Raw genomic sequence first — 21,559 nt, 5'->3', positions numbered from 1 at the left:
AGCACGGGCTCACTCGGCGGTGAGCACGTCCTCGACCCGGGCCTCGCCCTCGCGGTACCGGCGGGCGACCTCGGTGGACATCAGGTCCATCACCGCCTGCACCTGGTGCCGGGTGTCGCTGATCTGCTGCTCGAGGGCGCCCAGCTGCTCGATGGCCCCGACGATCCCGCTGTCCGACAGCGCGCTGGGGTCGCTGGCCCGGACGTCGTCCACGGCCTGCTCGGCGGCCCGCCGGTGCTCGCCGACCCGGGTCGGGTCCGTGGTCATGTGCCGGCCGAGGCCGTGGTCGGCACGCGGCGCGTCCGCCAGTGCCAGCGACAGGTCGCGGGCCAGCTCGGCGTCCGTACGCTCACCCTCCACCGGTGCGTCCGCCGGGTGCTCGCGCTGCTGCTGCTCCGAGCGCAGCAGGTCCAGACGCCCCTGCAGCAGGCGACGGGCGAAGCTCAGGTCGACCTCCTCCTGCTCGGCGAGGTGTCGGCGCTCGCGCAGCTCGTCGAACGACAGCGTGGGCAGGTCGTCGGCGAAGCCGTCGGCCAGCACGCGGTCGATCGGACGGCGGCCGCCCGGGAGGGACTCGGTGGTCATGGAACCTCTGCTCGCTGTGGTGTCAGGGGGTCGGGGTCGGTCAGGTCGGTCAGGTCGGTCAGGAACGGGCGCGCCGGTCGCGTACAGCCAGCAGGCTACGCGCTTCGGCGGTGCTGATGGCGGGTCTCTGCATCACGGATGCGAGCTCGGCGGCCCGGGCCACCAGCTCGGCGTTGTCCCGCACCGGTCGCCCCCTGGCGTACATCAGGTTGTCCTCCATGCCGACCCGCAGGTGGCCACCCATCCCGAGGGCCGCGGCTGCGATCGGCAGGTGGGCCCGACCGATGCCGGTCGCCGACCACGAGGTCACCTCGGCCGGCAGGGCCTGCACGCCGGCGACGAGCGCCTCGACGGTGCCCGGCATGCCCCCCGGGACGCCGGTCACGAAGTCGACGTGCACCTTGCCGCCGTAGGGCAGGCCGTAGGTGTCGATCAACCGGCGCAGCGCGGCAACGTGCCCGAGGTCGAACAGCTCGAACTCCGGGACCACCTCGCGCTCCTGGGCCTGCTGGTAGAGCTGGCCCATGAACGGGTAGGGGTTGAGGAACACGTCGTCGCCGAAGTTGGTGGTCCCGCAGGTCAGCGAGCACGAGTCCGGCTCGGCGTCCAGCACCCTCAGCCGCTGCTCCAACGGGTCGTGCACGCTGCCGCCGGTGCTCAGCTGGACGATCAGGTCGGTCTGCTCGCGCAGCGCCTGGACCGTGTCGTGCAGGCGCTCGGGGTCCAGCGTGGGGCGGTGCTCGCCGTCCCGGATATGCACGTGCACGAGCGACGCCCCGGCCGCCTCACAGGCCTTCGCCTCAGCGACGAGCTCGTCCAGCGTGGTGGGCAGGTTGGGGACGTCAGCCTTGGCGGTCTCCGCGCCGGTGGGCGCGACGGTGATCAGGGTGCCGGGCATGGCGGTCATCCTGCCATCGCCGCCGCATCGCTCGTGAACGACCCACACTCTGCGTTGTGGGACCATGACCTATCGTGGCCCGCCAGGGGTCGCCGGCAGAAGAGGTGACCCAACCGGTGGATTTGCGCGACTACATCAGGATCCTGCGCAAGCGCTGGCGCATCGTGACTGCTGCGGCGCTGCTGATGCTGGCGCTCGCGTCCGTGCTCACGTTGACCGCGACGCCGATCTACCAGGCCGAGGCGCAGCTGTTCGTCTCGACGTCCGGCAAGGACGACGCGAGCTCGCTGCTGCAGGGCAGCAGCTTCACCCAGCAGCGCGTCAAGTCCTACGCCGAGCTGGTCACCAGCCCGCCCGTCCTGACCCCCGTCATCGACCGTCTCCACCTGAACACCACGCCGCAGGTGCTGGCCACCAGCATCACGGCGGATGCGCCGCTGGACACCGTGCTGATCAACGTGACCGTCCGGGACAGCTCGCCCGAGCAGGCCGCCGCGATCGCCGCGGAGGTCGCGAAGACCTTCAGCGCCACCGTCGCCGAGCTGGAGAAGCCGACTGACTCGAACGCCGCCGCACCCGTCAAGGTCAGCGTCGTGCGCGAACCGTCCGTGCCGACGTCCCCGGTGTCGCCGAAGCCCGTGCGCAACCTGGCACTCGGCCTGCTGCTGGGTCTGGCCGCCGGCGTCGGCCTGGCGCTGCTGCGCGAGCTGCTGGACACCTCGATCCGGACAGAGGCCGACGTGCTGGCGCTGACCGACGCGCCGTTGATCGGCGGCATCAACTTCGACAGTCGGGCCGTCCGGCGACCGCTCATCGTGCACGACAGCCCGCACAGCCCGCGCGCGGAGTCGTTCCGACAGCTGCGCACCAACCTGCAGTTCGTGGACGTCGCGAACCACCCCCGCTCGATCGTGTTCACCTCGGCGCTGCCGAACGAGGGTAAGAGCACCACCACCGCCAACCTAGCCATCACGCTGGCCGCGGCCGGGTCGCGAACCGCCCTCATCGAGGCGGACCTGCGCCGCCCGCGGGTCGCCGAGTACCTGGGTCTGGAGGGCGCAGTCGGCCTGACCAACGTGCTGATCGGCCAGGCCAAACTGGAGGACGTGATGCAGCCGTGGGGCACCGGGCTGATCGACGTGCTCGCCTGCGGCCCTATCCCGCCCAACCCGTCCGAGCTGCTCGGCTCGCAGGTGATGAACGACATGCTGCGTGACCTGGAGAACCGCTACGACTACGTGATCATCGACGCCCCGCCGCTGCTCCCGGTCACCGACGCGGCCGTACTGAGCCGCCTCGCGGGTGGCGCCGTCGTGGTCGTCGGCGCCAGTCGGGTCAACCGCGACCAGCTCAGCCGGGCCTTCGACATCCTCGACACGGTCGGCGCGCAGGTGCTCGGCGTGGTGCTGAACCTGGTGCCCGCCAAGGGCCCGGACGCCCAGTCGTACTACTCGGACGGGTACGCGCCGGTGATGCCCGAGTCCCGACCGCAACCCACCCGTAACGGCCGGGCCAAGCGCAAGAGCCAGATCCGGGCCGAGCGCCTGACCGGGTCGCGCGCCCGCTAGGGCGCGACCACGACCTCTTGGGCGGCGCTGACGCCGTCCACCTGCAGCACCGCGTCGACGGGGGCGTTGCGCTTGACCAGCGCCAGCGCGATCGGGCCGAGCTCGTGGTGGCGGGCCGCCGTGGTCACCTGACCGATCGACCGGCCGTCCAGCTCGACGACGGCCCCGGACGGCGACAGCTGGTGCGCCGAGCCGTCCAGGTGCAGCATCACCAGCCGGCGCGGCGGCCGGCCCAGGTTGTGCACCCGCGCGACCGTCTCCTGGCCGCGATAGCAGCCCTTGGTCAGGTGCACGGCGGTGCGCAGCCAGTCCACCTCGTGCGGGATCGTGCGGTGGTCGGTCTCCAAGCCGAGCCGCGGCCGCCAGGCCTCGACGCGCAGCGCCTCAGACGCCCAGGTGCCGGCCAGCGGCCGGTCCCCCACGGCCCGCTCGAGCTCGGCCCGCGGCACCAGTAGCTCGCGCCACTGACGACCGGACGCCGGGTGCTCGGCTCCCTCGACCGAGTCGACCGCCGCGTACGAGACGCTCCCCGGCGCCACGGTCGGCCACGGGTCGCGCCAGACCACGGGCTCGCCGTCCACGCCTTCGCGCCCGATCGGCTCGCCGAGCACTGCGAACTCATCGGTGCGGTCGGTGATCTCGACGCGCAGCATGAACTGCATGCTGCGCAGCCAGCCGACCAGAGCGTCCGCGGTGCCTGGTTCGGCGGTGATCCAGGTGGTCTCACCGTCGTCCACGACGTGCAGGGCGTGCTCGACGTGACCCTTGGGGCTCAGGATCAGCGCCTCGGTGGACGTGCGCGGCGGCAGGCCGGTGAGCGCCTGGGTGGTGATCGAGTGCAGCCAGGACAGCCGGTCCGGTCCGCTGACCGTGACCACGGCCCGGTGCGAGAGGTCGACGACCGCGAGCCCCTCGACGAGCAGCCGCTGCTCGCGGGTCGGGTCGCCGTAGTGCCAGGCGACCCCGGCGTCCGGACCCTCCGCCGCGACCGCCCCGGGGCGGCCCAGCAACGGGCTGGGGACGGTCTGGACGCTCATTCGACCCGCTTCAGCTGGGCCGAGGCGTGGGACTGCAGGGGCTGGCCGACGGCGGCCATGTCCATCACCCACATCAGGTCACCGTCCACCAGGCCGTACATCCGGGTCGCCGCGGTGTACTCCTTGGCGCTGGGCACCCGGGCGACCAGGTCGGTGTGCAGGTTGACCCGGGCGCCGTCCACCTCGCCGACGTAGATCTCGACGAAGCCGGTCGGATGGGTCAGCAGCACCTCGACGTCGCGCTCCTTGCCGTCCGCGCCGATCCGCCAGAAGCCCGTCTCGCTGGCCAGCGGCCGCACCTTGGCGCCCGCCTCGTCCAGCAGCCAGGCCTGGCTGCGGTAGTGCAGGAAGGGTCGTCCGTCGTGCCGGAACTCGACCTCCTGGCCGAAGTTCGCCGACTCGATCGTCGGATAGCCGACGACACCGGCGCCCTCCCAACGACCGATCAGCCACGCCAGCGGTACCAGCGGGGTCGGGAGGTCGGTGTCGAGCTGCATGGGCTCAGCGCTGCCCACGGTAGAGCCGGTAGACCACGAAGACGGAGAACCAGACGATGACCAGGGCACTGGCCGCCAGCAGGCTGGTGTAGAAGATCTCGAGCGCGCTCACGGCTCGATCGTAACCGCCCGCCGATACCGTTCCTGCATGCAGCGCTCCCTCGTGGTCAAGGTCACCGTCGGCGCGGACGAGCCCGAGCGGTGCTCGCAGGCGTTCACGGTCGCCGCCACGGCGGTGGCGGCCGGCGCGCAGGTCAGCCTGTGGCTCACCGGCGAGGCCGCATGGTTCGCCCTGCCGGGGCGCGCCGAGCAGTTCGAGCTGCCGCACGCGGCTCCACTGGACGGGCTGCTACAGGCGGTGCTGGCGGAAGGTCACGTCACCCTGTGCACCCAGTGCGCCGCGCGGCGGGAGATCGGCGCGGACGACGTCATCGCGGACGTGCGGATCGCAGGCGCCGCGGCGTTCGTCGAGGAGTCGCTCGCCGACGGCGCGCAGGCGCTGGTCTACTGATCGCGTCCGCGCTTGGGGAGGATCTGCGAAGAACCTGCCATCTGGGCGTGACTGGCCAACTACGAAGCGTATTCTTTGTAGTCGTGCCCCTGTCCCATGACGCCGATCCGGCCTACGAAGACCAGACCTCGTCGCTGCCCCTGCAGGCAGACGCGACCCCTGGTCCGGACGCCGTAACCGGCCGTCGTCCGCGCCGGGCACGCATCGCGTTGATCGCCGCCGCCGTCATCCTGCTGCTTGGAGCCCTGTCGGCGTGCGGGTACCTGTTCGCGCTCGACCGGACGCTGGGCGGGAACCTCAAGCGTGACCCGTCCCTGCTCAAGGGACTCACGGACCGGCCCGCCAAGCCCGAGGGAGACGCCGGGAAGGCGCTCAACTACCTGCTGATCGGCTCCGACTCCCGTGCGGGCGAGGACGGGCCCATCGTGGACGGCGAGCGCTCGGACACGATCATGATCGCGCACGTGACCGCCAAGCGGGACAAGGTCTATCTGATCGCGTTCCCTCGCGACCTGTACGTCCCCATACCGGGCCACGGCAAGAACAAGATCAACGCCGCGTACTCGGTGGGCGACGCGCCCCTGCTGGTCAGCACGCTCGAGCAGCTGACCTCCGTGCGGATCGACCATGTGGCGGTCATCGACTTCCAGGGCCTGCGCCGGCTCACCACCCTGGTCGGCGGGGTGACCGTGAACAACGCGCACGCGTCGTCCGTCGGCAGTTACCACTGGCCAAAGGGTCAGATCACCATCCAGGGCGACGAGGCGCTGCAGTACGTGCGGCAGCGTCACGGCCTGCCGGGCGGTGACCTGGACCGGGTCGAGCGCCAGCAGGAGGTCGTCCGGGCGCTGATGCTGCGCGGAACCAGCCGAGACACCCTGAGCCACCCCGGCCGCCTGCTGAACCTCGTCCGGACCGGCGCGCAGAACGTCACCGTCGACGACACGCTGGGCCAGGGCGAGATTCGTTCCACCGCCTTGTCACTGCGCGGGGTGCGAGGCGCCGACATCCAGTTCCTGCAGGCGCCGATCACCGGTTTCGGCACCACCACCGCCGGCGCCTCCATCGACGTGCTGGACACCAAGCGGATGACCGAACTTTCCGATGCGATGCTCACCGACCAGGTCGCCCAGTACCTCAAGGTGAACCCCGCCCGCTCGATGTGAGCGCCCGGGGGGCCGCTCAGCCGGCTCGGCGAGTGAACGTCCGGCCCGCGTCGGTGGAGACGTAGACCGCGGGTCCGGCAACGACCCAGACCGTCTGCTCCGCCGATGACACGGCCACCATGCCGGCGCCGGTGTCGTTCGGCAGCTCCGCGATGCAGCCGAGCGGCCGAGGCGCGTGTCGCACCGTCACGACGGACACTCCCGCGCACTCCCCCACGCCGCGGACGGCAGCCACATAGCCGCTGCCGGAGGGGTTGTCGGCGATCGCCACCGCACCGGGGACCTTCGCCACGGCGGCCCAGGTCGCGGCCGCGTCGGCGGTCTGGACGACGGTGCCGTCCGAGCACAGGGCGGCTGCCCGGACGTTGCCAGCCGGCAGCAGGTCGACGACGTCCCGCGTCGACCCGCACGGCTGCCCGGACGCGCCGCCCGGCACGGCGATCCGGTGCAGGTCCGCGGGCGAGCGGTACCAGGCCCGACTGGGATCGCGTCCGGACGACCAGGCATCCCCGTTGGCTGTCGAGCGGTACCGCGCGGCGCACGGCGGCGACGTGCCGTCGGCGGCGATCACGAAGGCCCGGTCGACGGAGGTCGCCTGCAGGCGCACCACCACGCCGACCGGCAGCGGCGACGGACGCCAGCTGCGGCCGCCATCGGCGGACGACTGGGCGCTGACGACGCCGAGCGACGAGCAGGCCGGTGAAGTCACCCGCCAGGCCACGTCCGGGCCGACCGCCGAGACCATGACCCGTAGCGGGACGGCCGGGACGCTGGTCGCTGCGGTCGCGGTCGTGGTCGTGGTCGGCGTCGAGGCGGGCGAGCTCGTCGTGGTGGCGTCCAGTGGCGTGTCGAACGGGGACGGCGAGGGCGTGACCTGCGCGAAGTTCGCGGCCGGCCCGATCGGCTGGTCGCGTTGCGCGCTCTGGTTCATCGCCAGGGCGATCAGGACGACGTTGACCACTGCGAGCGCCACCACCGCGGCCGTGCCGATCCGGGCGTACCTGCTCGACGGCTCGATCCGGCTCACTCGCGCCCGCCGATCGCCGCGGCCAGGCTGCGGACGGCCGGCTCGAGGTGACGCGAGGTCAGGGCGTAGTCGGCGTCGGTGCCGCGATACGGGTCTGGGATGTCGTCGTCCTCCGGTGGGGTCGGGGGCGCCATGCCCTTACGCATGGACGCCACGTGCGCCAGCTCACGCAGCCGAGAGGCCGGGTCCGCCGGTAGGACGTCGAGATCGGCGTCATCGAGCAGGCGCTTTAGCTCGCGCAGCGTGAAGCTGTAGCGCAGCGCCCGCGGGGCGAGCTGTACCACCTCGGCCCGATGGGAGCGCTCGGCGGTGACGACCAGGTCGGCCGACCTGACCATCTCGGGCAGCAGCTGGCGCGCCGCAAAGGCTGTGGAGACTCCGCCGAGAGCGAGCAGCTCCCGCTCCGTCTGACGCGTCATCGGCTGCCCCTGGAGCGCTCTCACGCCCGCCGACGCGACGTGCACCTCGGTATCGTCGACGCCTTGCCGAGCCAGGTAGGTGCGGAGCAGCGCGGCGCCAAGCGGGGAGCGGCACACGTTGCCGGTGCAGACGAACAGCACCCGGGCGGGCCCGGGGTGGAGTGGACCGGCGGTCACGTCCATCACCCCAGAGCCAGTCGCAGGATGACGTACCCGAGCATCCCGGTCGTGGCCAGCGGCGCGGCCGCGAGGGCCAGCCAGCCGGGCGCCCGTCCGGCGGCCGGCAGCACGGCGAGCAACTGGTGCACCACCAGCGCGACGGCGCCGCAGATCACGCCGGTCAGCGCACCGGCCAGCGGCGTCATGCCGTCCAGCAGCAGGCCGAGCAGGCCGCCGACCACCGCGGCCAGCACAGCGCCCACCGCGATCACGATGCGCGAGGAGACCGGGGCGACCTGCGCCAGCAGGGCCACCGCAACCGACACGGCCCAGGTCAGCACTCCCGCCGCCCCGGCGGGCGCGTCGAGCAGCGCGAGGACCGCGCTGAGCGAGCCCAGCACCACGAGGCCGGCGATCGTGCCGGACACCGACTCCACCATCCGAGGACGGCCGTCCCGCCGCAGCAGCTGGTGAACGAACTCGGCGATCACCGAGCCGGCCAGCGCCAGCGCGAGCCAGTTCAGTCGCGGTTCGGCGTCCGCGGCGGCGACCGACACCACGCACGCCGCGCCGCCCAGGCAGAGCACCGTCGTGGTCCCGCGCGGAGAGGGCAGGTCGACCAGCGCCGGCCACCCCCAGGCCAGCAGCACGACCACGGCGAGCGCCGCAGCGGCCAGCGGGATCGCGCCGGCGTAGCCGCCGAGGGCGAGCAGACCGGCGAGCACGACGGCGACGCCGGTCGTCCAGTAGCGGATGGCGCCCCGTGGCGTACCGGGCAGCGTCGGCACCACGGTGAGGTCGCCGATGGCGTCGTCGGAGCCGGTCACGGGAGCATCCTGCCAGGTCAGCGGCCAGGTCAGCGGCCAGGTCAGCGGCCGGTCATCCCCCGGCGAACGGCGGCAGCACCTCGACGGTCTGCCCGTCGAGCAGCTCGAGGTCGTCGCGCACGACCAGTCCGTCCACCAACACCGAGGAGCGCCGGACCACCTCGGCCAGGGGGCCGGGCCGGGCGCACAGCTCGGCCAGCAGCGCCTGCACGGAGGTCGCGGCCAGGCGCTCGTCGTCCCGCCCTGCCGCGTCCCGGGCGCCGGCCCAGTAGCGCACGGTCACCTCGGCCACCGCGGCCTCCCTTCGGTCGGGTCTCGGTGCAGCGCGTCTCAACAAGCGGGACGGAACGCCGCCTGTTGGGACGACGTGCCCTATTCTGCAGTGGTCGGTCAACGCGGCCCGACCCCACAGGGGTCGTGCGCGAGCGCCGCCAGTTTTCCAGCACCACTGCGCGAGAGCATCGCCGGCCCGATCCCGTCGCCGGAAGGAGGGCCCGCACGTGGCGAGACTGCTGCTGCTCACCAACGACCTCGCGCCCAGCGCCGAGGTGGTTCCGGCTCTGGGCCTGCTCGCCCATCAGGTGCGGGTGCTGCCTGCTGAGGCCTCGGCCCTGGTGGAGACGCCGCCGACCGACGCCGTGCTGGTGGACGCCCGCCGCGACCTGGCCCCCGCTCGGTCGCTGTGCCGGCTGATGCGCACGACCGGGCTGTCCGCGCCGTTGCTGCTGGTGGTCACCGAGGGTGGGCTGGCCGCGGTCAGCGCCGAGTGGGGCGCGGACGACGTGCTGCTCGTCACGGCGGGTCCGGCTGAGGTCGAGGCGCGGCTGCGGCTGGCGATCGGCCGTGCGCTGATGGCCGCCGAGACCGAGCACGACCTGGCGCCGGAGATCCGCGCCGGCGACGTGGTGATCGACGAGGTCACGTACTCGGCCAAGGTGCGCGGGCGCGCGCTGGACCTGACGTACAAGGAGTTCGAGCTGCTCAAGTTCCTGGCCCAGCACCCGGGGCGGGTCTTCACCCGGGCCCAGCTGCTGCAGGAGGTCTGGGGCTACGACTACTACGGCGGCACCCGGACGGTCGACGTCCACGTGCGCCGGCTGCGTGCCAAGCTCGGGCCCGAGTTCGAGCAGCAGATCGGCACGGTGCGCAACGTCGGCTACCGCTTCGTGCCGCCGGGCCGCGAAAGCGCGGGCGCGACGTCCGACGTCACCGTCCCCTCCCCCGCCTGACGCCACCCCGCCTGACCCCGCCCCGCCCCATCCGCCCCGCCCCATCCGCCCCGCCCAGGGGGTTGCTCCACCCAGCGCGCTTTGCTCCACGAGACCCGCATTCTCGGCGACGAGAAGCGGGTCTGGTGGAGCAAAGCGGTTTGGGTGGAGCAAGCCGCCGTTACGGGAGCCGGGTGATCCGGTCGGTGTCGATCGGGGTGTACGGCGAGTGCGCGGTCAGGTAGTTCGCGAAGGCGTCGATGTCGAGCCCGCCGAAGTACTTGCCCGTCGCCGCCGCGAACGACGGGAAGTTGTCCCCGCCGTCCGACAGGAACGAGTTGGCCGCCACCCGGTACGAGGCCGCCTTGTCGATCGCGGTGCCGTTCAGCGCGACACTGCCCGGCACGACCTTGGACCCGGCCGGCGCCGAAGCGCTGTAGGAGTACGTGAAGCCCTCGCTGACCTGCAGGATCTTCACCGCCGAGGCGTTGGCGCCGGACCACTGCTGCTCCAGCAGGTCGTAGATCTGCTGGCCCGTCATGGTCATCGCGACGACGTAGTTGTTGAACGGCTGCACGGTGAACGCCGCCCCGAAGGTCACGTCACCGTTGGCGGCCGGTATCAAGTCGGCCCGGATGCCACCGGGGTTCATGAACGCGATCTGCGGCGTTGCCCCGCCGGGCGGCAACGTCGCGTCGTTCTTCTGCGCGTCCGCGATCAGCCGGCCGAGCGAGGTCTCGTCATCGGCGCCGGTCTTCGGCAGCGTGGCACCACCGGCCACCTGCCCGATCACCTTGCTGGCGATCGGCTGGACCAGCGTGTTGTAGGTGTTGATCAGCGAGGTCTGCGCCGGGTCCTTGGCGACGTCACGGGTGACGACGACGTTGGTGCCCTGCACGGAAGCGCGCTGGATGTCGCCCTTCTTCAGGTCGTAGGTCAGGTTCGTCTCGGTGAACAGCCGACCGAAGGACGACGCGCTGGTGATCAGCCGGGGCTGGCCGTTCGGGTCGTCCTGGGTGCAGATGTACGGCTGGTGGGTGTGCCCGGAGATCACCATGTCGATCTGCGGGTCGAGCCGACGCGAGATGTCCAGGATCGGGCTGTCGCCGGTGAGCTGGGCACCCTTGACGCCGTTCTTGGTGTCCGTCGAGCAGGTCGCGTCGAACGGCGGCGCCACGTTGTAGGTGCCGTGCTCGGCGGTGTACGTGGTGACCGCCGGGGTGCCGCCCTGGTGCACCAGCACGACGATCGCCTTGACGCCCTTCTTCCTCAGCACCGGAACCAGCAGGTTCGCAGTGGTCGCCTCGTCGTCGAACGTGAGGCCGGCGATCCCGGACTTGGTGACGATGCTCGGCGTGTCCTTGAGGGTCATCCCGATGAACGCGACCTTCGCGCCGTCCTTGAACGTCTTGATCCAGTACGGCGGCAGGATCCGCTTCAGCGTGCCGGTGTAGCGGACGTTGGCGGCCAGGATCGGGTACTTCGCGCCGGTGAAGGTGTGCGCGGCGCAGGAGTTCTGGTTGTTCGCGCCATCCGGGCCGTCGTCGATGCAGCCGCCCTTGGCGATGCGCTGCAGCTCCTTGTAGCCCTCGTCGAACTCGTGGTTGCCCACCGAGGTGACATCCAGGCCGAGCGAGTTCATCGCCTCGACCGTGGGCTCGTCGTGGAACGCGGCCGACAGCAGCGGCGACGCGCCGATCAGGTCACCGGCGGCCACGGTCAGCGTGTCCTTGTGGCCGACCCGGGCGTCCTTGAGGTGCGTGGCCAGGTACTCCACGCCTCCGGCGTCCACCGTCGTGGCGGTCGCCGAGAAGACCCCGGTGGTCGGGTTCTGGGTCTCCACGTAGCCGGTGGTGAGCCGGCCGCCGGAGCCGGCCGGCGCCTCGAGGTTTCCGTGGAAGTCGTTGAAGGACAGCAGCTGGATCTGGGTCGTGCGCGGCTTGGCTGCGGGACCCTTGGCCTTTCCAGCCGTCGAGCCGCCGGCGAGGGCGGACGACGACGACAACGTGACGGCGATAGCGGCGGCCGAGGTGATGGCCAGAGCCTGCGTCAGCCGACGGGTGCGACGCGATGACATGACACTCCCTGTTCTGGACAGGTCGGACGGGGTGGATCCTCCGACTTGTCCGGCACCGTAACGGTCCGGCGCAACGTCCGACAGACCGCAGATGTCACGAATCACCACCATCTGGTGCCCAAGAGATGACAACTGGGTGTTCGTGTCTGCTCCGCCCTAGGCTCGGCCCGTGCCAGCAGACCAGCCGACCGACCGACGAGCCGACCAGCCAGTCGACCTGGACGCACGGGTCGAGGTGCACGAGAAGCTCGCGGCCGACGACCTGGAGGCCGTGACCGCGCTGGTCGCCGCCGCCACCGAGGCGGACGGCCTGCACCCGCTGAGCGAGCACGTGATGCTGCACCTGCCGTCGTCCGCACCGAGCGCGGACCGGCACCTGCTGGTGTTCACCAGCCCGGTCGGGGACGACGACCCGCTGACCGGGGTGGAGCGGCTGGCCGGCTACGCCCACCTGGACCCCACCGACCCGGTCGAGGGCTCCAGCGCCGAGGTCGTCGTGCACCCGGACCTGCGCGGGCACGGCATCGGCCGGCTGATGGTCGAGCACCTGCAGACCATGTCCCCCGACGGCCGGCTGCGGCTGTGGGCGCACGGCCACCAGCCGGCGGCCCGCGCGCTGGCGCTGTCGCTGGGCTACGCCTCGGTGCGTGAGCTCTGGCAGATGCGGCGGTCGCTGCGCGTCGAGCTGCCCGCCCAGGACCTGCCACCCGGCTACCATCTGCGCAGCTTCCGACCCGGGCTGGACGACGAGGCCTGGCTGGCGGTCAACGCCGCCGCCTTCGCGCACCACCCCGAGCAGGGGCAGTGGACGTCGTCCGACCTCGAGCACCGGATGGCCGAGGACTGGTTCGACCCGGACGGGTTCCTGGTACTGGACGGACCGGACGGCGAGATGGCCGGGTTCCACTGGACCAAGGTGCACGGCGGGACGCCGTCCGGCGCGGGATCTGGCCAGGGACAGGGCCAGGGGCACGGCCACCAGCCGATCGGCGAGGTGTACGTCGTCGGCGTCGCCCCCGCGCACCAGGGCCGCGGGCTCGGTCGAGCCCTGACGGTCGCCGGCCTGCACCACCTGCGCTCGGTCGGGCTGACCCAGGCGATGCTCTACGTGGACGCCGACAACGAGGCGGCCGTGCGGACCTACACCCGGCTGGGGTTCACCCGCTGGGACGTCGACGTCCAGTACTCCCGACGGCACGAGCGCAGCGCGCTCTGACCAGATAGCGGTTGGGCGCTACCGGACGTTCATGTGACGGTGGCACGATCAGGTCATGACCGTCGCGATCGAGCCGGCCGGCCGGCCCCAGTCCACCGAGCCGGACCCGGAGCGGTTCCTGGACCGTGAGACGAGCTGGCTGCAGTTCAACGAGCGCGTGCTCGAGCTGGCCGAGGACCCCGCGCTGCCGCTGCTGGAGCGGGCGCGGTTCCTGGCCATCTTCGCCAGCAACCTGGATGAGTTCTTCATGGTGCGGGTGGCCGGGCTCAAGCGGCGCATCGCGACCGGCATCGCCGTGCGTTCGGCGGCCGGCATGGAACCGCGCGATGTGCTGGACCAGATCAGCATGCTGGCCCAGGAGCTCATGCAGCGGCACGCCCGCGCGTTCCAGGACGATGTCCGCCCGGCGCTGGCCAGCGAGGGCATCACGGTGGTGCGCTGGGACGAGCTCAGCACCGTCGAGCAGGAGCGCCTGCAGGAGATGTTCCGCGAGCAGATCTTCCCGGTGCTCACCCCGCTGGCCGTCGACCCGGCGCACCCGTTCCCCTACATCTCCGGGCTCTCCCTCAACCTGGCGGTCGTGGTCCGCAACACCAAGACGCTCAAGGAGCACTTCGCCCGGGTCAAGGTGCCGCCGCTGCTGCCCCGGTTCATCGCGGTGGAGGACGTCGGCGCCTCCGTGACCGGGGTCGACCCGGCCCTGGCCGACCCGTACAAGTCCCGGTTCGTGCCGCTCGAGGACGTCATCGCCGCACACCTGGACCAGCTCTTCCCCGGGATGGACGTGATCACCCACCACAGCTTCCGGGTGACCCGCAACGAGGACCTCGAGGTCGAGGAGGACGACGCCGAGAACCTGTTGCAGGCGCTGGAGAAGGAGCTCATGCGACGCCGGTTCGGACCGCCGGTGCGGCTCGAGGTGGACGACGACACCGACGACCACGTGATGGACCTGCTGGTGCGCGAGCTGGGCGTGTCCGAGAGCGAGGTCTACCGGCTACCGGCGCCGCTGGACCTGACCGGCCTGAACCTGGTCGCCGACCTGACGCGTAGCGAACTGCGCTACCCCTCGTTCGTCGGCGGCACCCACCGCGACCTCACCGAGGGCATCGAGACCAGCAAGCCCGGCGACATCCTGGCCGCGATGCGCACACGTGACGTGCTGCTGCACCACCCCTACGACTCGTTCTCCACCTCGGTGCAAGCGTTCCTGGAGCAGGCGGCGGCCGACCCGAGGGTGCTGGCGATCAAGCAGACGCTGTACCGGACCAGCGGTGACTCACCGATCGTGGACGCGCTGATCGACGCCGCCGAGGCCGGCAAGCAGGTGCTCGCGATCGTGGAGCTCAAGGCCCGCTTCGACGAGCAGGCCAACATCACCTGGGCCCGCAAGCTCGAGCAGGCCGGCGTGCACGTCGTCTACGGGATGGTCGGCCTGAAGACCCATGCCAAGCTCGCGCTCGTGGTGCGCCAGGAGGCCGACGGGCTGCGTCGTTACTGCCACATCGGCACCGGCAACTACAACCCGAAGACCGCCCGGCTGTACGAGGACCTCGGCCTGCTGACCACTGACCCCAAGGTCGGGGAGGACCTGACCCGGCTGTTCAACCAGCTGTCCGGCTACGCGCCGCGCACCCGGTTCAAGAGGCTGCTGGTCGCACCGCGGTCCCTGCGGCTCGGGCTGATCGAGCAGATCGAGGGCGAGATCGCGCACGCGGAGGCCGGCCGTCCGGCGTCCATCTCGATCAAGCTCAACTCGATCGTCGACGAGCAGCTGATCGAGGCGCTCTACCGGGCCTCCGGTGCCGGGGTGCCGGTCGACGTGCTGGTCCGCGGCATCTGCGCGATCCGACCGGGGGTGCCCGGGCTGAGCGAGAACATCCGGGTGCGCAGCGTTCTGGGTCGCTTCCTGGAGCACTCGCGGGTGTTCATGTTCGGCCCGCCCGAGCGCGAACCGGAGGAGACCGCCTGCTGGATCGGCAGCGCGGACATGATGCACCGCAACCTGGACCGGCGGGTCGAGGCGCTGGTGCGGCTGGAGAACCCGCAGCACGTCGGCGAGCTACGCACCTTGCTGGAGACCGCGATGAGCGACGAGACGTCGTCCTTCCACCTGGGGGCGGACGGCACCTGGACGCGGCACCACCTGGACGACGCGGGCGCACCGCTGCAGGACCTGCAGACCGTGGTGGCCGAGCGGCTGGGACGCCAGCGGCGCAGGGCCCGGCGCCGCTAGGCGTCCGGAGTCGGGTGCACGGCGCCGGCTGGACGAACGCCCTACTGCCCCATGGCGTGCACGCCACCGTCGACGTGCACGATCTCGCCGGTCGTGGCCGGGAACCAGTCGGACAGCAGGGCGACGCACGCCTGCGCGGCCGGCACCGGGTTGTCCACGTCCCAGCCGAGCGGCGCCCGCTCGTCCCAGGTGTCCTCGAACGCCTGGAACCCCGGGATCGACTTGGCCGCCGTCGTCCGGATCGGCCCGGCGCTGACCAGGTTCGCCCGAACGCCCTGCGGCCCGAGATCCCTGGCGCAGTAGCGGTTCACGGCCTCGAAGGCGGCCTTCGAGACGCCCATCCAGTCGTAGACCGGCCAGGCGTACGACCCGTCGAAGGTGAGCCCGACGATGGACGAACCCTGCCGCAGCAGCGGCTGGGTCGCGGCCGCGAGCGCCTTCAGGGAGTATGCCGAGGTGTGCAGCGCGGTGGCTACGTCGTCCCAGCCGGCCGTCATGAACTCGAAGGCCCCCGGCGGGGCGAACCCGATCGAGTGCACGACGCCGTCCAGCTGGTCGACGTGCTCGCCGACCCGCGCGGCCAGCGAGGCGAGGTGCTCGGCGTCGGTGACGTCGAGCTCGAGCACCGGCGCCTGCTCGGGCAGCCGCCGGGCGATCACCTGGGTGATCTTCATCGTGCGCCCGAATGAGGTGAGCACGACCTGTGCGCCCTGCTCCTGGGCCAGCCGGGCCACGTGGAAGGCGATGGAGGAGTCCGTCAGGACCCCGGTGACGAGCAGCTTCTTGCCCTCCAGCAGCATGCGACGTCCTTTCCGTGCTGGTCGTGACGAACAGTTAACGAGCCGGTGGTGGAGCATACCGAGCGGGAATGCCACCATCGAGCCATGAGTGTCGGCCGACCTGCTGCCCCGGCCCGGTGCGGGCGATGACCGCGCCGGCGGTCGCGCTGCCCGTCCCGGTGGACGACGGCACGGTCCGCGCCGCCGGCGCCCTGCTGTGGCGTGGGCGCGGCAAGCGGCTCGAGGTGGCCATCGTGCACCGGCCCAAGTACGACGACTGGTCTTGGCCGAAGGGCAAGCTGGACCCGGGCGAGTCCTGGGCCGAGGCAGCGGTGCGCGAGGTGCTCGAGGAGACCGGCCTGCACGCCCGGCTGGGTATCCCGCTGCCGCTGGCCCGCTACCGGGTCGGCGCGCCGCGCCCGCACCGGCCGAAGGTGGTGCAGTACTGGGCGGCGCAGGTGATCGCGACCGGCGGACCGATCGCCCAGGAGGTCGACGAGGTGCGCTGGCTGCCGGCCGCCAAGGCCCGTCGGACGCTGCGCTACCGACGTGACCAGATGCAGCTGGACGCGCTGCTGGCGGCCGCGGACGGCGGTGCGCTGGACTCCTGGCCGCTGCTGGTGATCCGGCACGCCAGCACCGTTCCGCGCAGCCGCTGGAAGGGCGAGGACGACGTCCGGCCGCTCAACGAGCCGGGCAAGGAGCGGGCGGCCGAGCTGGTGCCGGTGCTGGCCGCGTACCACGTGCAGCGGCTGGTCACCTCGGACACCGAGCGCTGCGCGGCGACGCTGGCGCCGTACGCCCGGTCCGCCGGTCTGCGCCTGCGCGGCAAGCACTCGCTCAGCGAGGAAGGCTTCGCCAAGGACGGCAGCCGGCTGTCGAAGGCGCTGGACAAGCTGCTCGCCCACGGCGAGCCCGCGGCCCTGTGCACGCACCGACCGGTGCTGCCGACCGTGCTTCGCGAGCTGGCCGAGCGGACGGACTCCGCGGACGTCGCCGAGGCCCTGCGCGAGTCGGCCGGCCCCGGACTGGTCAAGGGCGAGGTGCTGGTGGCACACGTCCGCGGTCGCGGGGACGACGCCCGGGTGGTGGCCGTGGAGCGGCACGACACGTACTGACGCCGGGGTCGTTCACCTGGCGCTTTCCCGCAGGCCGCGAACAGGACGACGACCCGCCCGCAGCCGTTCACCCGACGTTCACCTTCGACCAGTCATCGCTTCACCCAGCCTCCCTAACGTCCGAAGCGACGCGGCGCCCTGCCGTGTCGCGACCTCACACGGGGATGGACGAAACTGTGACGATCAAGCGAGTGGGCCGGTTCGCCGGCGTGGCGCTCGTCGGCGCGTTGGCCCTGACGGCCTGCGGCTCCGACAACAACAGCAACGACGCCGCGGGGGCTGGCGCATCATCGAGCTCGTGCCCGTCGGGCACGCTGAACGGCGAGGGCTCGTCCGCGCAGAAGAACGCGATCGACGAGGCCATCGCCTCCTTCGGTGACACGTGCTCGGCCGCCAAGGTCAACTACAACCCCACCGGCTCAGGCGCGGGCATCAAGCAGTTCATCGCCGCCCAGGTCGACTTCGCCGGCTCCGACTCGGCGCTGAACGCCGACAAGGGCGAGCCGGCCGACGCCGCGAAGCGCTGCAAGAACAACCCCGCCTGGAACCTGCCCATGGTCACCGGCCCGATCGCGGTCGCCTACAAGCTGGCCGGCGTCGACAAGCTGGTCGTGACGCCCGAGGTGGCCGCGAACATCTTCAGCGGCAAGATCACCACCTGGAACGACCCGGCGATCGCCAAGGTCAACCCCGACGCCAACCTGCCGTCCAGCCCGATCAAGGTCTTCTTCCGCTCCGACGAGTCGGGCACCACGGAGAACTTCACCAAGTGGCTGCATGCGGCCGCACCGGCCGCCTGGACGTCCGACCCGGGCAAGAAGTGGACCGGCAAGGGCGAGGGCAAGGAGAAGTCGGCAGGCGTGACCGACGGCGTGACCAACACCGAGGGTGGCATCACCTACGTCGAGTGGTCCTACGCGAAGGACGCCAAGCTCGGTATCGCGCAGGTGGACAACGGTGGCGGCCCGGTCGAGCTGACCGCCGATACCGTCGCGAAGTCGGTCCAGACGGCGACGCAGGTGGGCACCGGGAACGACCTGGCGCTCAAGCTGGACTACGCCACCAAGGAGCCGGGCGCCTACCCGGTCATCCTGGTGACCTACGAGGTCGTCTGCAGCAAGGGCCTGGAGGCCGGCCAGACCGCGCTCCTGAAGTCCTTCCTGACGCACTTCTCCGGCACCGAGTTCCAGGCGACGCTGCCTGACCTCGGCTACGCCCCGCTGCCGGCGGACCTGCAGGCCAAGGTGGCCGCGGCCGTCGCGGCGATCAACTGACCAACCGACGCGGCCAGACCGCCTCTCCCGTGCGCAGGGACATGGGAGGGGCGGCTGGCTTCCTCCGGTGACAACGAAGACGAGAGGCTCAGATGTCCGTAGCGACGCCCCCGGCTGACGTGCTGGGGGACGGTGAACCGCACCAGCCCGGCTCGACGGAGCCGGGGGACGGCCCCTCGACCGGACGCCTCGGTGACCGACTCTTCGCTGGTGCCGCGCGCGGAGCCGGACTGCTGGTCATCGCAATGGTCACCCTCGTCGGGGTGTTCCTGCTCAGCCAGGCCATCCCCTCGCTGGCCGACAACCATGCGAACTTCCTGACGTCCCGGGTCTGGGACGTTGACGGCGACACCCTGCGGTTCGGGATCGCCGACCTCTTGTGGGCGACGATCATCATCGCGACCCTGGCAATGCTGATCGCGGTGCCCATCGCGATCGGGGTGGCACTGTTCCTGACCCAGTACGCCCCCAAGCGGCTGGCCAGCCCCTTCGCCGCCCTGGTCGACCTGCTGGCCGCCGTGCCGTCGATCATCTTCGGGCTGTGGGGGATCAAGGTGCTAGGCCCGTACGTGCTCGACGTACAGGGGTGGATCGTCAGCGTGTTCGGCTGGTTCCCGTTGTTCTCCTCGGACACCACGATCAACTCGTCGGGAACGATCTTCCTCGCCTCGATCGTGCTGGCGATGATGATCCTGCCGATCGTCACGGCGCTGTCGCGCGAGGTGTTCGCGCAGACCCCGAACGCCCACAAGGAAGCCGCCCTGGCACTCGGGGCCACCAAGTGGGAGATGATCCGGACCGCCGTCCTGCCGTTCGGTCGCCCGGGCGTCATCTCCGCGGCCATGCTCGGGCTGGGCCGGGCACTCGGCGAGACCATCGCCGTCACGATCATCGTCAGCAGCCTGGCCGGCGGCACGTCCTGGTCGTGGTCGATCTTCAACGGCGGCGAGACCTTCGCCAGCCGGATCGCCAACAACGCGGCGGAGTTCGACAGCCCGCAGAAGGCCGGCGCGTTCATCGCCGCCGGCCTGGTGCTCTTCATCCTGACGTTCATCGTCAACGCGATCGCGCGAGTGGTCATCGAGCGCAGGAAGGAGTTCACCGAATGAGCATCCTGACCACGGACCCGACGCCGACCGCAGCCCTCGGCACCGATCAGCTGACCCACCGCTCGCGTGGCCGGCAGGTGCGAAACGTCACGGCGACCATCCTGGTCTGCGCCTGCTTCCTGCTGGCCATCGTGCCGCTCGCCTGGATCCTGTTCACGGTCATCAGCAAGGGCTTCCACCTACTGCTGGACGTGCACTGGTGGACCAACTCCCAGCAGGGCATCACCGCCCGTCGGGTCGGCGGAGGGGCGTACCACGCGATCATCGGGACGCTGCTGCAAGCGCTGGTCACCGCGATCATCTCGGTGCCGATCGGGGTGCTGACCGCCGTCTACCTCGTGGAGTACGGGCGCGGGAAGCTGGCCCGCCTGGTCAGCTTCATGGTGGACATCCTGACCGGCATCCCCTCGATCGTCGCGGCACTGTTCATCTACGCGCTGTGGGTGACCACGCTCGGCCTGAACCGAGTCGCGTTCGCCGTCTCGCTCGCCCTCGTGCTGCTCATGGTGCCGGTCGTCGTCCGGTCCACCGAGGAGATGCTGAAGCTGGTCCCGAACGAGCTGCGTGAGGCATCGTTCGCCCTCGGCGTGCCGAAGTGGCGCACGATCTCCAAGGTTGTGCTGCCGACGGCGTTCAGCGGCATCGTCACCGGGGTCCTGCTCGGTCTGGCCCGGGTGATGGGCGAGACGGCCCCCTTGCTGATCCTCGGGCCGTACGCCAAGTCGATCAACACCGACATGTTCAACGGCTTCATGGCTGCCCTGCCGACCATGATCAACCAGGACCGCACCGAGGTGCTCCAGCCCGCGTTGGACCGGGTTTGGGCGTCCGCGCTCACGCTGGTGCTCCTGATCCTCGTCCTCAGCATCGCCGGGCGGATCGTGGCCCGTCTCGGTTCCGTCAAGCAGTAGTCACAAGGAGTCTGTAGCCACCATGGCCAAGCGCATCGACATCAAGGACCTGAACGCCTACTACGGCGGTTTCAAGGCCGTCGAGGACGTCACGATGACCGTCGAGCCTCGCTCCGTCACGGCCTTCATCGGGCCGTCCGGCTGCGGCAAGTCGACGTTCCTGCGGACGCTGAACCGGATGCACGAGGTGATCCCGGGCGCGCGCGTCGAGGGGTCGATCCGGCTGGACGACCGCGACCTGTACGGCGGCGAGGTCGACCCGGTGTCGGTGCGGCGCACTGTCGGCATGGTCTTTCAGCGCCCCAACCCGTTCCCGACGATGTCGATCTTCGACAACGTCGCGGCCGGGTTGAAGCTCAACGGGATCAAGAACAAGTCGAAGCTCATCGAGATCGTCGAGAAGTCGCTGCGCGGCGCCAACCTGTGGACCGAGGTGAAGGACCGGCTGGCCAAACCAGGCGCGGGGCTCTCCGGCGGTCAGCAGCAGCGGCTGTGCATCGCCCGGGCCATCGCCGTCGAACCGCAGGTGCTGCTGATGGACGAGCCGTGCTCGGCGCTCGACCCGATCTCGACGCTGGCCATCGAGGACCTGATCAGCCAGCTGAAGTCGAAGTACACGATCGTCATCGTCACGCACAACATGCAGCAGGCGGCCCGGGTCTCGGACCGGACGGCGTTCTTCAACCTGGCCGCGACCGGCAAGCCCGGACGGCTGATCGAGCTCGGCGACACCACGAAAATCTTCAGCAACCCGGTCGAGCGGGCCACCGAGGACTACATCTCCGGCCGCTTCGGCTGACCCCCCCTTGCTCCCCTCCACCCGCTTTGCTCAGTTCAGCCCGCCCAAACCACCCGATCAGCCGGGCTGAGTGGAGCAACGGTGGTCCGGCCCTGTGGACGACGTCCGCGGGGCACCGCGCAACCCGGGCAGCCTGGT

General features: G+C 71.0%; 21 protein-coding genes. 11 read left to right on the top strand and 10 right to left on the bottom strand.

The genetic code is table 11. The features are described 5' to 3' along the window. Nucleotides 1–9 precede the first annotated feature (9 nt). The gene (locus ACPPVT_RS02740) at nt 10–585 is read right to left on the bottom strand and encodes an aerial mycelium formation protein (protein ID WP_426565231.1); all 576 of its coding nucleotides are present in this window, start codon (nt 583–585) and stop codon (nt 10–12) included. A gap of 58 nt (nt 586–643) precedes the next feature. Continuing rightward, entirely contained in the window at nt 644–1,483 is an 840-nt protein-coding gene (locus ACPPVT_RS02735) for a 3-keto-5-aminohexanoate cleavage protein (protein WP_426565229.1), read from the bottom strand. A 104-nt stretch (nt 1,484–1,587) separates the two neighbouring features. Here ACPPVT_RS02735 and ACPPVT_RS02730 point away from each other — a divergent pair, with 104 nt between their 5' ends. Next, a complete protein-coding gene (locus ACPPVT_RS02730) occupies nt 1,588–3,051 on the top strand; it encodes a polysaccharide biosynthesis tyrosine autokinase (RefSeq protein ID WP_426565227.1) in 1,464 nt (487 codons plus the stop codon). Here ACPPVT_RS02730 and ACPPVT_RS02725 read toward each other — a convergent pair. Both ACPPVT_RS02725 and ACPPVT_RS02720 read right to left on the bottom strand, forming a co-directional pair. Beyond that, the gene (locus ACPPVT_RS02725) at nt 3,048–4,088 is read right to left on the bottom strand and encodes a YgfZ/GcvT domain-containing protein (protein WP_426565225.1); all 1,041 of its coding nucleotides are present in this window, start codon (nt 4,086–4,088) and stop codon (nt 3,048–3,050) included. The two genes, ACPPVT_RS02730 and ACPPVT_RS02725, sit on opposite strands and share 4 nt — an antisense overlap. Next, nucleotides 4,085–4,585: an FABP family protein gene (locus ACPPVT_RS02720; RefSeq protein ID WP_426565223.1), complete on the bottom strand. Its 501-nt coding sequence runs from the start codon at nt 4,583–4,585 to the stop codon at nt 4,085–4,087. The genes ACPPVT_RS02725 and ACPPVT_RS02720 overlap by 4 nt, the downstream gene beginning before the upstream one ends. A gap of 148 nt (nt 4,586–4,733) precedes the next feature. Here ACPPVT_RS02720 and ACPPVT_RS02715 point away from each other — a divergent pair, with 148 nt between their 5' ends. Together ACPPVT_RS02715 and ACPPVT_RS02710 are read left to right on the top strand one after the other, a co-directional pair. Beyond that, entirely contained in the window at nt 4,734–5,096 is a 363-nt protein-coding gene (locus ACPPVT_RS02715; protein WP_426565221.1) for a DsrE family protein, read from the top strand. An 83-nt stretch (nt 5,097–5,179) separates the two neighbouring features. Beyond that, nucleotides 5,180–6,262: an LCP family protein gene (locus tag ACPPVT_RS02710; protein ID WP_426565219.1), complete on the top strand. Its 1,083-nt coding sequence runs from the start codon at nt 5,180–5,182 to the stop codon at nt 6,260–6,262. Between the two features lie 16 nt (nt 6,263–6,278). Here ACPPVT_RS02710 and ACPPVT_RS02705 read toward each other — a convergent pair whose 3' ends face one another. The 4 genes from ACPPVT_RS02705 to ACPPVT_RS02690 are packed head-to-tail and all read right to left on the bottom strand — an operon-like array spanning nt 6,279 to nt 8,986. Next, complete coding sequence (locus ACPPVT_RS02705) at nt 6,279–7,289, bottom strand: hypothetical protein (protein WP_426565217.1); 1,011 nt, start codon at nt 7,287–7,289, stop codon at nt 6,279–6,281. After that, nucleotides 7,286–7,885 (bottom strand): low molecular weight phosphatase family protein, encoded by a 600-nt coding sequence (locus ACPPVT_RS02700; RefSeq protein WP_426565215.1) that lies wholly within the window; start codon nt 7,883–7,885, stop codon nt 7,286–7,288. The genes ACPPVT_RS02705 and ACPPVT_RS02700 overlap by 4 nt, the downstream gene beginning before the upstream one ends. 5 nt (nt 7,886–7,890) lie before the next feature. Further along, nucleotides 7,891–8,694, bottom strand: coding sequence for a hypothetical protein (locus ACPPVT_RS02695; protein ID WP_426565213.1), 804 nt, complete (start codon nt 8,692–8,694; stop codon nt 7,891–7,893). Nucleotides 8,695–8,746: 52 nt separating this feature from the next. Beyond that, a complete protein-coding gene (locus tag ACPPVT_RS02690) occupies nt 8,747–8,986 on the bottom strand; it encodes a MoaD/ThiS family protein (RefSeq protein WP_426565211.1) in 240 nt (79 codons plus the stop codon). Nucleotides 8,987–9,194: 208 nt separating this feature from the next. Here ACPPVT_RS02690 and ACPPVT_RS02685 point away from each other — a divergent pair, with 208 nt between their 5' ends. After that, complete coding sequence (locus tag ACPPVT_RS02685; protein WP_426565209.1) at nt 9,195–9,923, top strand: winged helix-turn-helix transcriptional regulator; 729 nt, start codon at nt 9,195–9,197, stop codon at nt 9,921–9,923. Nucleotides 9,924–10,083: 160 nt separating this feature from the next. Here the strand turns inward: ACPPVT_RS02685 and ACPPVT_RS02680 are convergent, their stop codons facing one another. After that, a complete protein-coding gene (locus tag ACPPVT_RS02680) occupies nt 10,084–11,979 on the bottom strand; it encodes a bifunctional metallophosphatase/5'-nucleotidase (RefSeq protein WP_426565207.1) in 1,896 nt (631 codons plus the stop codon). A 169-nt stretch (nt 11,980–12,148) separates the two neighbouring features. Between ACPPVT_RS02680 and mshD the strand changes: the two genes are divergently transcribed. Together mshD and ACPPVT_RS02670 are read left to right on the top strand one after the other, a co-directional pair. Beyond that, complete coding sequence (gene mshD / locus ACPPVT_RS02675) at nt 12,149–13,195, top strand: mycothiol synthase (RefSeq protein ID WP_426565205.1); 1,047 nt, start codon at nt 12,149–12,151, stop codon at nt 13,193–13,195. A gap of 55 nt (nt 13,196–13,250) precedes the next feature. Further along, nucleotides 13,251–15,431 carry an RNA degradosome polyphosphate kinase gene (locus tag ACPPVT_RS02670; RefSeq protein ID WP_426565203.1) on the top strand — a complete coding sequence of 727 codons (2,181 nt, stop codon included), beginning with the start codon at nt 13,251–13,253 and terminating at the stop codon, nt 15,429–15,431. A 41-nt stretch (nt 15,432–15,472) separates the two neighbouring features. Here ACPPVT_RS02670 and fabI read toward each other — a convergent pair whose 3' ends face one another. Then, on the bottom strand, nt 15,473–16,231 hold the full coding sequence (fabI, locus tag ACPPVT_RS02665) for an enoyl-ACP reductase FabI (RefSeq protein WP_426565201.1): 759 nt from the start codon (nt 16,229–16,231) through the stop codon (nt 15,473–15,475). 125 nt (nt 16,232–16,356) lie between these two features. Between fabI and ACPPVT_RS02660 the strand changes: the two genes are divergently transcribed. The 5 genes from ACPPVT_RS02660 (at nt 16,357) to pstB (ending at nt 21,421) form a co-directional block, all read left to right on the top strand. Then, nucleotides 16,357–17,328: an NUDIX hydrolase gene (locus tag ACPPVT_RS02660; RefSeq protein WP_426565199.1), complete on the top strand. Its 972-nt coding sequence runs from the start codon at nt 16,357–16,359 to the stop codon at nt 17,326–17,328. A 176-nt stretch (nt 17,329–17,504) separates the two neighbouring features. Then, complete coding sequence (gene pstS, locus ACPPVT_RS02655; RefSeq protein ID WP_426565197.1) at nt 17,505–18,602, top strand: phosphate ABC transporter substrate-binding protein PstS; 1,098 nt, start codon at nt 17,505–17,507, stop codon at nt 18,600–18,602. Between the two features lie 92 nt (nt 18,603–18,694). Continuing rightward, nucleotides 18,695–19,711, top strand: coding sequence for a phosphate ABC transporter permease subunit PstC (pstC, locus tag ACPPVT_RS02650; RefSeq protein WP_426565195.1), 1,017 nt, complete (start codon nt 18,695–18,697; stop codon nt 19,709–19,711). After that, nucleotides 19,708–20,622, top strand: coding sequence for a phosphate ABC transporter permease PstA (pstA, locus tag ACPPVT_RS02645; protein ID WP_426565193.1), 915 nt, complete (start codon nt 19,708–19,710; stop codon nt 20,620–20,622). The genes pstC and pstA overlap by 4 nt, the downstream gene beginning before the upstream one ends. Before the next feature lie 22 nt (nt 20,623–20,644). Continuing rightward, complete coding sequence (pstB, locus tag ACPPVT_RS02640) at nt 20,645–21,421, top strand: phosphate ABC transporter ATP-binding protein PstB (protein ID WP_426565191.1); 777 nt, start codon at nt 20,645–20,647, stop codon at nt 21,419–21,421. The last annotated feature ends 138 nt before the right edge of the window (nt 21,422–21,559 follow it).

Source organism: Angustibacter sp. McL0619 (genome assembly GCF_049994355.1).
GTDB lineage: Bacteria > Actinomycetota > Actinomycetes > Actinomycetales > Angustibacteraceae > Angustibacter.
The sequence above is the reverse complement of the archived record's forward strand: the minus strand, read 5'-3'. Positions and strand labels throughout refer to the sequence as shown.